At 50.1% G+C, this 12,595-nt stretch carries 9 protein-coding genes, 2 tRNA genes and 1 rRNA gene; 2 read left to right on the top strand and 10 right to left on the bottom strand.

All coding sequences use genetic code 11. The features are described from left to right. Positions 1–2 precede the first annotated feature (2 nt). The 3 genes from H1S01_RS18745 to H1S01_RS18735 form a co-directional block, all read right to left on the bottom strand. A tRNA-Glu gene (locus H1S01_RS18745) sits at positions 3–75 on the bottom strand. An 8-nt stretch (positions 76–83) separates the two neighbouring features. Further along, positions 84–159 (bottom strand) — tRNA-Lys (locus H1S01_RS18740). A 206-nt stretch (positions 160–365) separates the two neighbouring features. Beyond that, positions 366–1,649: an adenylosuccinate synthase gene (locus H1S01_RS18735; protein WP_188041923.1), complete on the bottom strand. Its 1,284-nt coding sequence runs from the start codon at positions 1,647–1,649 to the stop codon at positions 366–368. A 284-nt stretch (positions 1,650–1,933) separates the two neighbouring features. On the opposite strand from H1S01_RS18735, the gene H1S01_RS18730 reads away from it, so the two are divergent. Continuing rightward, positions 1,934–2,512 (top strand): beta-class carbonic anhydrase, encoded by a 579-nt coding sequence (locus H1S01_RS18730; RefSeq protein ID WP_188041922.1) that lies wholly within the window; start codon positions 1,934–1,936, stop codon positions 2,510–2,512. Between the two features lie 247 nt (positions 2,513–2,759). On the opposite strand, the gene H1S01_RS18725 is transcribed toward H1S01_RS18730, so the two are convergent. Further along, positions 2,760–3,281 (bottom strand): type 1 glutamine amidotransferase domain-containing protein, encoded by a 522-nt coding sequence (locus H1S01_RS18725; RefSeq protein ID WP_188041921.1) that lies wholly within the window; start codon positions 3,279–3,281, stop codon positions 2,760–2,762. A gap of 224 nt (positions 3,282–3,505) precedes the next feature. On the opposite strand from H1S01_RS18725, the gene H1S01_RS18720 reads away from it, so the two are divergent. After that, positions 3,506–4,645 carry an acyltransferase family protein gene (locus H1S01_RS18720; RefSeq protein WP_188041920.1) on the top strand — a complete coding sequence of 380 codons (1,140 nt, stop codon included), beginning with the start codon at positions 3,506–3,508 and terminating at the stop codon, positions 4,643–4,645. A 304-nt stretch (positions 4,646–4,949) separates the two neighbouring features. On the opposite strand, the gene dnaB is transcribed toward H1S01_RS18720, so the two are convergent. From dnaB to H1S01_RS18690, 6 genes are all read right to left on the bottom strand, one after another. Further along, positions 4,950–6,281, bottom strand: a complete 1,332-nt coding sequence (gene dnaB, locus H1S01_RS18715; RefSeq protein ID WP_155477957.1) for a replicative DNA helicase — start codon at positions 6,279–6,281, stop codon at positions 4,950–4,952. Positions 6,282–6,477: 196 nt separating this feature from the next. Further along, on the bottom strand, positions 6,478–8,511 hold the full coding sequence (lonC, locus tag H1S01_RS18710) for a Lon family ATP-dependent protease (protein ID WP_188041919.1): 2,034 nt from the start codon (positions 8,509–8,511) through the stop codon (positions 6,478–6,480). Positions 8,512–8,628: 117 nt separating this feature from the next. Next, a complete protein-coding gene (gene rplI, locus H1S01_RS18705) occupies positions 8,629–9,075 on the bottom strand; it encodes a 50S ribosomal protein L9 (RefSeq protein WP_188041918.1) in 447 nt (148 codons plus the stop codon). 38 nt (positions 9,076–9,113) lie between these two features. Next, positions 9,114–11,111, bottom strand: coding sequence for a DHH family phosphoesterase (locus H1S01_RS18700; protein WP_188041917.1), 1,998 nt, complete (start codon positions 11,109–11,111; stop codon positions 9,114–9,116). Positions 11,112–11,133: 22 nt separating this feature from the next. Further along, complete coding sequence (locus tag H1S01_RS18695; RefSeq protein WP_188041916.1) at positions 11,134–12,105, bottom strand: YybS family protein; 972 nt, start codon at positions 12,103–12,105, stop codon at positions 11,134–11,136. 285 nt (positions 12,106–12,390) lie between these two features. Next, positions 12,391–12,595: ribosomal RNA gene (locus H1S01_RS18690) — 23S ribosomal RNA — on the bottom strand; the annotation flags it as partial.

The raw sequence follows: 12,595 nt of genomic DNA, 5'->3' as shown, positions 1-12,595 counted from the left end.
GGTGACCCGTAGGGGATTCGAACCCCTGTAACCGCCGTGAAAGGGCGGTGTCTTAGACCGCTTGACCAACGGGCCATTTGAAATGGTGATCCATGCTGGACTCGAACCAGCGACACCCTGATTAAAAGTCAGGTGCTCTACCAACTGAGCTAATGGATCAGCTCGTTCTGCCTTACGTTCGCTTGCTTGTCTAACGAGCGCCTGACACGATTTGTAGTATACAAAAACATGTATTACGTGTCAATGCGTTTTTTCTAAATTATTTTGGGATCTATGTAACCGGTCCAAAACAGAGAATGCAGCATCCCTTAACAGAATGCTGCATTCAAACCCCGATTCATCGCGTACGCGTTGAAAAACTGCGGTTAATAAGCCGATTCAAGGACGATCGTCTGCTCCCGGTCCGGGCCAACAGCCAAAATAGAGGCCGGGCAGCCGCAGAGTTCTTCCAGACGTTTTACATAGTTCCGGGCTTTCTCCGGCAGTTCTTCCAGAGAGCGGCAACCGGTCGTGTCCGTCATCCAGCCGGGCATTTCTTCATAGACAGGCACACAATCGGCCAGTTTCTTCAAGCTGTCCGGGAAATGCTGAATCACTTCGCCTTGATATTTGTAGCCGACACAGATTTTCACGGTCGGAAGTTCATCTAATACATCCAGTTTCGTGATGGCCATGGAAGTCAACCCGCTGACCCGAACGGAGAAGCGAAGGATAACGGCGTCAAACCAGCCGCAACGGCGAGGACGGCCTGTAGTCGTACCGAATTCATGGCCGGCTTTGCGAATTTGTTCGCCCACTTCGTCATTGAGTTCCGTCGGGAAGGGTCCTTCACCGACACGGGTCGTGTAGGCCTTGACCACACCGATAACTTTGTTGATCGTCGTCGGACCCACACCGGCGCCGGTACATGCTTCCCCGGCGATGGGATGGGACGAGGTGACAAAGGGGTAGGTTCCGTGGTCAATATCGAGCAGCGTGCCCTGGGCACCTTCAAAGAGCACATTCTTGCCGGCGAGACGAGCTTCTTCGATAAGTACGGACGTATCTGTCACATATTTACGCAGTTGATCTGCGTAGGCCTGGTATTCTGTGAAAATTTCTTCAACATCGACACCAGAAGTACCATAGACTTTTTCAAAGAGAACGTTTTTCGCGGCTACATTCTGAGTCAGTTTTTCCCGGAATTCTTCCGGATCCATCAGATCGATCATGCGGATGCCGACGCGAGCGAACTTGTCCACGTAGCAAGGACCAATCCCCCGCTTGGTGGTGCCGATTTTCGCGTTGCCTCTGCTCTCTTCTTCCACTTCATCGAGCTTGCGGTGGTAGGGCATGATAACATGAGCCCGACTGGATATGCGCAAATTATCGGTGGAGATGCCCATGCTTTCCAGGTAGTTCAATTCTTTCAGCAAGACACCGGGATCGACGACGACTCCATTGCCGATAATGCAGATTTTGTCTCCGTAGAGGATCCCTGAGGGAATGAGGTGGAGTTTATACTCCTTCCCCTCGACCATGACGGTATGTCCTGCGTTGTTGCCCCCCTGATAGCGTACCACCAGGTCGGCGTTCTGGGCCAGATAGTCGGTGATTTTGCCTTTTCCTTCGTCGCCCCACTGGGCGCCAACAACTACGACCGATGACATACTGGTACCCCCACTTCGTAAAAATATCCCCATTCCTCTGGGTTAAGCATACAGTAAAAAAACCTTGCCCAAGGCAAGGATAGCCCTTTCTATGTTATCAAAACAGGGCCTCCAAGTCAATAATAACCATCTTACGGCGAAAAAAGGAATTCCCCTCGAAAGAGCGAATTATTCAAAAAGACCATTAGGCGACACATTCTAATCATTTTCATCACCTGATCTGTCTTCATTCTCTATGCAATAGTCGTTATATGTTGGTAGTTTTCCTTCAAGGAGTGGAATCAATGAATCGACTCGAACAAGTCCTTGCCGCTAACAAAGCCTTTGTCCAGCGACTTCCTCAGGAGTTTCAACAAAGCACGGAAGATTACGTCGGCAAAACACCGAGCCGGGGACTGGCTATTTTCACCTGTATGGACACTCGTCTCGTCGATTTTCTAGAGCCGGCCATGGGTATCCGGCGTGGGGAAGCTAAGGTCATTAAGAATGCCGGCAACTCGGTGACGGGGCCTTTCGAAGCGACCATTCGTAGCCTCGTCGTGGGCATCTTCGAGTTGAACGTAGAAGAAGTCATGGTCATCGGCCATCTCGACTGCGGTGTGGCCAACAGTACTGCCGAAGGCCTCAAGCAAAAAATGCTTGCCCGCGGCATCTCTCCTGAAGCCTTACACATGGTGGAATATGAACTGGAGTCCTGGCTGGACCGGTTCCATCAACCCTGTGAAAACGTGAAGGAAGTTGTAAGCAAAATCCGAAATAATCCGCTCATCCCTAAAGATGTGCCGATTCACGGCCTTATGTTTAATCCTTATACCGGCGAGATCGAAGTGCTCGTCAACGGGTATGAGTATATCAAGAGTTAAAAATACTCGTTGAATGAGATTAAAAAAGTCGCCTTCCACCTAGGTTTTCCCCGGTGGAAAAGGCGACTTTTTCTTTCACACATTATACACTACTGTACACAATCTACTGAAAAAAGGTCGATAACCAGTTTTTCAATAGTACAATTGCTGTTTTACAAGGTATCTTCGGGAACGAAGCATATCGGGAATGATGAACATCGCCGAAGGCTCCCATACGGCTTCTTAGCCATCTATCTTTGGTAGGAAGTTAGCTTTTTAAGACCGATAGGAACGCTTGCATGTACTCGGGCAAGTCTGGTGGACGGCGAGAAGACACGAGATGTCCGTCGATCACGGCCGGCACGTCCAACCAAGTGGCGCCGGCGTTTTCCATGTCATCTCGAATGCCAGGGGTGCTGGTGACCTTCTTACCTTGTAAAATCTTCGCCGAAATCAAGACCCAGCCGGCATGACAAATCTGTCCGATAGGCTTTTTCTGTTCATCCATGGAGCGGACGATATCCAATACGGCCGGAAAACGGCGCAGTTTGTCCGGAGCCCAGCCACCGGGTACGAGCAACGCATCATATTCATCGGCGTTCACGTCATTAAAAGAAACATCGGACAAGGTCGGCACACCATATTTGCCTATATATTTCTCGTTCGCCTTTTCCCCGGCTAGATGAACGGTCAGCCCAGCTTCCCGCAACCGGAGCACCGGATACCATAGTTCTAGATCTTCAAAGTCATGGTCGATCAACTGCAATACCTTACGCGTTTTTTCACCCATTCCTTTTTCCTCTCCATTCTAAAACAAATCTAAAACAAACGTCAGCACCTTTATCGTAACGGGTCGTCAACCTTACCGTGGTTGCAGACCTATTTCTTATTGTAATTGAGAGCACAATTATTTTCACTATTGTGAACGCATGTTTTTTCATTTACTATGGAAATAGTTCTTACCTTTTTTCAATCTATGTACAAAATATTACCCAATAAGAGGAGGAAATACCTTTGCGACCTTTTCGAGAACGGCTCTATTTCATCGATAACTTGCGTGTGTTTGTCATCTTCTTTGTCATCTTGCTCCATACGGCCATGTCCTATATGGTCTACGCCCCGGAGTGGTGGTATGTGGTCGATGAGCAACGGAATCTGTTTTTCGATCTTTTTGTCTTGTTGACAGACGTGTTCATCATGCCGATCATGTTCTTTTCGGCTGGTTACTTTGTGCTCCCCACGTTGATCGGAAAAGGCCCGCTCCATTTTTGGTTGGACAAAGTTCGACGGATCCTCTTGCCCTGGATTTTCGGTGTCCTCTTTTTGGCTCCATTTATTTCGTACATGATCGTCTTCAGCCGGTCTGATACACCGCCCGATTACTTGAGCTTTTGGTTCGGCCCTTTTTGGGGTCCTTACTTCCAACATGCCCACTACTGGTTTTTAGGGGTTCTCAGCCTTTTCTTTTTGCTGCTTACCTTGACCTATCTGGTGATACCGGGATCCTTCGAAAAAGGCGGTAGAACATATCCATCGCCGCTGCTGTTTATCGTCTTTCTAATTCTAACGACGGGGGCCTTTTTTGTCGGAAATCTCTTTTACCACGCCGATGCCTGGGTCAACGTGCATTACCTATTTCTCTTACAGCCGACGCGCATCGGAATTTACGTCTGTTACTTCCTTTTAGGTGTCTACAGTTGGAGACGCTGGTGGTTTACCTCCTCCGGTTACCAACCGTCCCCGCTCGGTTGGAGCGTAGCTGCCGTCGTCAGCGGTATCGTTTTCTTAGGTTATCGCCTCTCCTTTACGAACGCTACTGACATATTGCCTAAAGCGGGTCTCGGATTTCTGCACGCCGCCTTTTGCATGACCATGTTTTTTGCCTGCTCGGCCCTTTTTCAACAGTTTGTCAACAGTGATGCTTTCCTCTGGCGGCGTTTGGCGGCAAACTCTTACGGAATCTACTATTTTCATATGCCCGTCCTGTTGCCGCTGGTCTACCTGATGAAACCGGTCGCTATCCCTATCGGTCTCAAGTTTGGCCTGCTTTCTGTGACTACTTTTCTGATCTGCTTTGTTAGTCTTGAATGCGTACATAAGATTCGCCAGCTCTTTCCCTCACAAAAACAACGTTTATACAGCTCTGTCCGCTAGGCTTTTTTCATTACTCTCTGTACGGATTTATTCCGAAATGTTATGTAAATTGCCGACCATGCATGTGGACAACTGACAACTGCCTGAAAGTGGTCTTGTCAACCAGATAAATACTTCTGTGTATAAGTTGTGGATAAGCCGTGGATAACCAGTTCCCACTAAAATTTCTGAACCGTTCGGTCACAAGCTATGACGAGAATAGTTGTTCACAAAGATAGTTTTACCTATAAAACAAGAAAGGGTTGGTGCCAGTAACGGCCCAACCCTTTTTCTGTGAATAACTTTTTTCATACAACCGTATCGGTTACCGGTAATCACGGTTTACGAACTTCGTAAACTCCTTCAAGAAGCCCAGCTCAATCGATCCGACGGGGCCGTTCCGGTGCTTGGCGATGATGATTTCGGCGATGCCTTTTTTCTCTGTTTCGGGCATGTAGTATTCTTCCCGGTAGATGAACATGACCATATCGGCGTCCTGCTCCAAGGCACCTGATTCGCGCAAGTGGCTCAAGTTCGGCTTTTTATCGGTCGTCTGTTCTACAGAACGGGAGAGCTGGGAAAGTCCCACGACCGGAACATTTAGCTCCCGGGCTAAGGCTTTTAAGGATCGAGAGATTTCTGAGATTTCTTGCTGCCGGTTCTCGGAGCGCTTCCCGGCACCCTGCATGAGTTGTATGTAATCGATGATGATCAAACCGAGCCCTTTTTCCGTCTTCAACCGCCGGCACTTGGCCCGCATCTCCATGACGGTGATACCGGCCGTGTCATCGATGTAAATGGGCGCGTCTGAAAGGGGCGTGATGGCTCGGGTCAGCGTATCCCAATCCTGTTCACTCAAGTCCCCTGTCCGCAGTCGCTGCTGGTCGATGAGAGCTTCTGACGCCAACATCCGCTGGACCAGCTGTTCCCGCGACATTTCCAGGCTGAAGACGGCGACGGGTACTTTGTCTCGAACGGCCGCATTTTGGGCGATGTTTAAGCAAAAGGCTGTTTTCCCCATGGCCGGACGGGCGGCAACGATGACCATATCAGAAGGCTGCAGTCCCGATGTCATCCGGTCTAACTCCCGGAAATGGGTCGCCACACCAGTAACTTCGCTTTTACGGCTGTACAGGTGTTCGATGTGATCGAGTGTGTTGACGAGGACTTCCCGCAGTGAAACCATCCCGTCGCGAGTTTGGCGCTGGGCGATTTCCAGAAAGGCTTGTTCCGCTTCGTCGAGGATCTGATCGACCTCATCGGTCGCATCATAGCCTTTTTGGGTGATCTTTGTGGAGGCACGGATGACTTGGCGAAGGAGCGATTTTTCCGACACGATGCGGCTGTAGTGTTCCACGTTGGCCGCTGTCGGTACGACGTTCCCTAGTTCGATCAGGTAAGGAATGCTCCCAACCCGCTCGAGATTACCGGTCTGCCGCAGTTCCTCCGTCAAGGTGATCAGATCGACCGGTTCCCCTCGCTGCGATAAGGTGAGCAAGGTCCGAAAGATAATTTGGTGGGCTTCTTTATAAAAGTCTTCCGGTTTTAAGAGTTCTGTTGCTTTATAGACGGCATCCCCATCAAGAAGCATCGAGCCGAGTACAGACTGCTCCGCTTCAATGTTCTGGGGGGGCAAACGATCAAACAGGCTGCTCATGGCACCTCCGCATCTCCCTCCGCATGTAGAAGACAGAAAACCCGGGTCCAGGAGACCCGGGTCAGGACGCTATCTCTATTGTGCAATGAGACGAGAAATCCGTCAATCCAGTGGAATCATTGTTGAAGAATGGCTAATTCGATCCAAATCTGACGAATCAGCCAAAAGTGAAAAAAGTTTATCGAAGTCCATTTACTTAAGAGGCGTTGCCGATAAGTTCTCTATTTGGGTTCGACGGATCGATCGATCCAGCCTGAATCAATTCCAGTGCTTCCATAATGGTTTGTACGGTGATGACTTCAATCCCATGAAGACCGGAAGGAATATCTTTTTCGTTCTCTTTCGGCAAGATAACCCGGCGGATACCCGCCTGGCGGGCGCCATAGATTTTTTCAAAGATGCCGCCAACCGCTTTGGCTTGTCCCCGTAAGGAGATTTCCCCGGTGATCGCGACATCCTGCCAGAGAGGAATCTCCATCACAGCTGAGTACATGGCGAGGAAGATGGCCATTCCGGCGGAAGGACCGTCAATATTACCACCACCGATGACGTTCACATGGATATCGTAATCGGCTAGTTCTTTGCCGGTAAGCTGGCGAAACACAGAGGCCGCGTTGAAGACAGAGTCTTTCGCCATGCTGCCGGCCGTATCATTAAAGCGGATGCTGCCTTTACCTTCTTTGGACGCCGGGAAGGCGACCGCTTCAATCTCGATCACCGATCCCACAAATCCGGTCACACCAAGGCCGAATATCCGGCCCACTTCCGCTTTATGTTCACCTTTTTGAGTCACGTAGGGACTGAGCCGAGCTGTTCGCAGCACTTCCAGCACATCATCGCGGGTCACATGGATGGGAAGGGAGGAATCGCCTGCTTCGGAAGTATTCAGACTCTCTCGCGTAGCAGCAGCTTCTGCAGAAGCCTTTTGGACGAGTTCATCTTGACAGTACAAAGATAGTCCATAGGCATCGGCTAAGATATTCACGGCTTTCCGGCCTTCAATGGTGTATTCGGCAATGATCTCGGCTACATCAGGATCGAGGGTCACGCCGAGTTTCTCGCCGGCATTCTCGATGATCGCTTGGACGTCGACTGGTGTGAGCGGTTCAAAGAAAATCTCGGCACAGCGGGAACGCAGAGCCGGGTTGATGTCAGCCGGAGATCGGGTCGTCGCCCCGACAAGGATAAAATCGGCTGGTGCTCCTTCTTCGAAGATCTTTTTGATCCATTGGGGGACGTTGGGATCATGGGGATCATAATAAGCTGATTCAAAGGAGACCCGCTTGTCTTCCAGCACCTTTAAGAGCTTGTTGAGCAGCATGGGGTCCATCTCACCGATTTCATCGATAAAAAGGACTCCACTGTGGGCATCGCTGACAAGACCGAGCTTCGGTTCGGGGATGCCTGTATCAGCTAGGTCCCGGCGGGCGCCTTGGTAAATGGGGTCATGGACCGAGCCCAGGAGCGGATTCGTCACTTCTCTCGGATCCCAACGCAGGGTCGTTCCGTCCACTTCCACAAAGGGTGCATCACTTTTAAAAGGGCCGATGGTCCGTTCTTTGGCTGCTGAGAAGGCTAAGCGAGCCGCTGTCGTCTTACCGACACCGGGAGGACCGTAACAGAGGATATGCTGCGGATAGGGGGAAGCCAGCTTGGACAAGATGGCCTGAATCGCCCGTTCCTGCCCGACCACCTCCGATATTTTCTGTGGGCGAAGCACTTCCATGGCCGAACGGGACAGGCGGTTGGCATTCATCTTCTCCAAAATGGCCAAACGTTTTAAGGTCTGAGCGTTTTCGGGTCCGCCGTTTTCCTTGATCACCTGCATCTTGATTTCACGCATGTATTCTTCGTGTCGCTCTTGCATCTTGTCGGCCACAAGCTTTTCGAGCTTGTCTTCAACGGAACGGCGGGCGATGATGCTAGCAATCTCTTCTTCTACGTCCTGAAGGATATCAGGGATATCCTTCATCGTCGGCGCTTTTTGGGGTAGAGGGCCTGTCAAGACGAGTTTTTGGAGAGCCCAGACACGCTCTTCTAACTGGGTCGATCGCATCTGTGTCAATATCTCCAGCTTACTGGCTCGTAAGACAAGCTTGTCCGCACCGTAAATGTCGGACAACATGCCAAATAAGGCATCCACTTGACGTTCCAGCATCTCTTCTTCTGACTTCTTCCCCATTAGGCGGGATAGCCTATTCAGCGCCAGAGTGTCCATTATTTTTTTCATCTACTCTGTTGTTTCTCCTTCCCGCGAAAAAAAACCCCCGTTGCCGGGGTGAATCGTCGTCACGTACTATCGCCGATACGAGACAGACGAGCAGTTTTCAATAGTACGTCAAGATAGTTATTCGTTGATGACCTCCACTTTAAGTTCCGCCGAAACAGAGGGGTGAATTTTAACGGTGATGGTGTAATGGCCCAGTGACTTAATGGGCTGCTTCAATTCATATTTACGTTTATCCACTTTCAAACCATGCTGTTTTTCCATGGCTTCGGCAATTTCCTTGTTGGTTACGGCTCCAAAGAGTTTGCCGCCTTCCCCGCACTTCGTTTTTACAGTGACAGTCAGGCCGCTCATCTTAGCACCCAACTCTTTGGCTTCTTGCAGTTCTTGCTCTTTTTTCTTCGCTTCGTTCGCTTTGAGCCGTTCTAAGTTTTTGATGTTGGCCGGAGTGGCTTCCACACCCAGAGCTCGGGGAAGGATGAAGTTGCGGTAGTAACCGTCGGCCACATTGACCAGATCGCCTTTTTTTCCTAGGCCTTTTACATCAGCATTTAAGATGATTTTCATGGGAACGTCCTCCTTGTATCAATTGCATATATTTCTGGCTAAGATTCTTTTTGAGCTGCCTGTTTGTTGCGCTGCAGATATTCAGAAATGACGACCAATAGTTTTTCTTTCGCTTCCTGTGGGGTTAGGTCGCTCAACTGAGCACCAGCGATGGTGAGGTGTCCACCGCCGCCCATGCTTTCCAGGATCGCATGAACGTTAATCTCCCCATGGGATCGGGCAGAAATCGCTGTTCCCTGTACATATGGTCTGAGGACGAAGGAAGCTTGAATCCCTTCTGTATCTAACAATATATCGGCAGCTTGAGCTGAAATGACGGCAGAACGGGGCACACTTTCTTCCTGCATGCCGATCGCGACCGTCCCAAAATGTATTTCCGCGTTTTGAATGATGGCGGCACGGCGGACCACCGTATCCATCGGATCGCGTAAAATTTCTTGGACCAGTTGCGGATCAGCCCCGGAACGACGCAGATAGGAAGCAGCCTCGAAGGTCCGGGCACCGGTCATAAATACAAAATGTTTCGTATCGACGGTAATCCCTGCCAGCAACGCTGATGCCGCGATACGTCCCAGTTCTACATCATCGCCTAAGTACTGCAAGATCTCCGCCACAAGTTCGCACGTGGACGAGGCGTAAGCCTCTAAATAAACAAGACTGGTTTTCTCGATAAATTCCTCTCCCCGGCGGTGGTGGTCGATGACGACCACATTCTTCGCCTCATCGAGGAGGCTCTTATCGGGAAGCAGAGAAGGTTTGTGGGTGTCGACGATGATCACTAAGGTTCGCTCGGTCACCAGAACATGGGCATCTTGTAACGGTACGATGATTCGTTCCAGATCGCTGTTGCTGCGGACAATGTCTATGAGGCGATCGATAGCTCCGCCACGAGCATCTAAGACGATGGATACCGGTTTGTCCAATTTCAATACGGCTTGTGATAAACCGATGGCCGAGCCTGCCGTATCCAAGTCGGCAAAGGCATGACCGATGATGACCACGTTTTCTGCGTTTTGAATTAAATTCCGAAGTGATTTGGCGATGACCCGGGTTCGTACACGAGTACGTTTTTCTACGGCCTCCGTGTTTCCTCCGTAAAAATGCACCCGATCGGCTGATTTGACGACCACCTGGTCGCCGCCCCGTTCTAAGGCTAAGTCGACGCCGGTACGAGCAAGGCGTCCCAAATCGAGCATCGATTCTTCTCCGGCTCCCAATCCGATGCTCAAGGTTACCGGGAGGCGGTTCCCTTGATCGATGGAACGGATTCGATCTAAGATTTCAAAGTTATGGGCCTGGCATAGGCGCAAACCAATGCCATTGATCAGCAATACATAGCGATCTTCGCCAATTTTGCGTAGAAAACCTTCCAATCCCATGGCCCATTCGCTGAGAAGCTTATCCACTTCTGCGATGACTGCCGATTTGTCTTCCTCTTCTAGTGGGGCGATCGCCTCGTCAAAGTTATCGATGATGCAGATACCGATGACTGGCCCCTCTTCCCGACTGGATCGTTGTTCATAATCAGTTACGTCATCAAAGATGAGCAAGCGCCGGCCCTCTTCTGGGCCTTGTCGCAAGGTTACTTTGATCTGTCGATCCCGGATAACCAAACGAGATGAGACCATTTCGCTAAAAGCAGAGTTCTTTTTAAAGTGCAGTTCCGGTAGATGACTTCGTAATTTACCCTTGAAGCGGTAGCCTGCCCTTCCCAGCATGCGCGCAAACTCCGGGTTATGCCAGACCATGATACCGCCTGAATCGATCAAGACGATGCCGAGCGGAAGATGGGATAGCAAATCCGATTCTGCAGAGTCCAACTGCTCCTCAAGATGGGCGACTTTCGCCTCGGCCTGAAGGCGAGAACGGTAGTAGTACTCTATGGCCACAAAAAGTACTGCCATCAACAAGGCCGTCACCCCTCCAGCCAACCATTGATGGACGGATGACAAGAGCGTGACGAGGAGACCCGCCGTCAGCACAGCCGGGAGCGTCATAAGCCAGAAGGACAGGCGTTTTTTCACTTCGGGAAGCATCGATCTTCCCCCACTCAGCGCTTTAGGCGCTCGTAAATTTGTCCATCTTTGATCGGTAATCAAAGATCAGATCAAAGAGGCCGAATACCATGATCAGGACGAGGATGTGTTGTAAGTATAGAAGTATAGTTACCGCGAGGACAAACAATAGAAAAGGGGACAGCGTAAATTTGTCTAAAGCATAAGAAATGACGGAGAAGCCGAGAACGAGCAGGATCGGCATGATGATATAAAGAACGTTGATTCCCAGCAAGTATAACCAAGAGACATTCCAGTAATCACCGGCCAAAGATGCCGCTAGCCCGATGTTAACGACCCAGACGGTCTCCCAAGGAAGGCGCCATTCTCGAAAGGGTGGCAGCGTTGTTACTGGCAGTTGCAGGCGTTTTAAGATCAGTCTCGCCAGAAATAGATTAGTAGAGGCCGCCAGTAAGGAGGCCATTACGACTAGGCTCGGCAGCGTGTTCCGGAACATTTGAATCCAACTGTTGAACTGGTTGCGCAAGGCTTCCTCAGTGATTCCTTGCTCCGCGTAGAGTTCAAGTAGACCAGCCGAACGGTAAGACTCGATAACATAGTTTACGGCATTGCCTAGCTCTTGTTGAAAAGATTCCGGCGTTAGCCCAGCCAAGAGCATTAGGACATAAAATACACTGATCGTTGAAATCAATACGACAAAAGTACCAAGCCCAACTGATTTAAAGGTAGACCAGGAATGACGAAAAGCAATACCATAGAGAATAGCTAAGCCACCAAAATGAAGCGCCATAATGATCGCTGCTGGCAGTCCGGCGAAAAGGGCAATGAGTACTGTGGCTGCGCCCAGGCACATGGTGCCGATTTTCCATCCATGTCGGACGATGGCCACTACGATGGGTATGGTCCATACCAAGTTTGTGATTAAGGATAAGGGAACGATATAGATCCCCAGGAGAGCGAGCACTGCTGTCAACGCCGAAAGCATAGCTCCTTCCATTAATCCTCGAATTGGCATGTAATCACCTCAAATTAGATTAATTCGGGGATGCTCGGTGATTTTCCTTCCCCGTCCTGTGTTAAAAAAGGGGAGCAACCATGCTCCCCTTCCTTTTACTGATTAATCAGGCTTATTTTTCCCATCGGTGATTCCTTTACGCGTCGGTAAATGATTTATGTTGAAGTATTCTTCTGTAACAATCCTTATGTTATCGAATAGAATCGTTTATAACAAAACTCCATGGCCTTCGCCATGGAGTTTATTGTTCCTTGAAAACCACACAAAGGAAAGTAGGTTGCGCATAAGGTCAAGTCCTCGACCGATTCGTACCCGTCGACTGAACGCCTCACGGCGTGTACATCTCGGGCCGATCGACCAGGTCATCTTCCTGGGGTCTTACCTCTTTCGAGTGGGAAGTCTCATCTTTGGGTCGGTTTCGCGCTTAGATGCTTTCAGCGCTTATCCGCTCCCGACATAGCTACCCAGCGCTGCCGTTGGCACGACAACT

This window comes from Heliobacterium chlorum (assembly GCF_014502795.1).
GTDB classification, from domain to species: domain Bacteria; phylum Bacillota; class Desulfitobacteriia; order Heliobacteriales; family Heliobacteriaceae; genus Heliobacterium; species Heliobacterium chlorum.
Note: the sequence above shows the minus strand (reverse complement) of the source record. Positions and strands in the feature narration are given on the sequence as shown.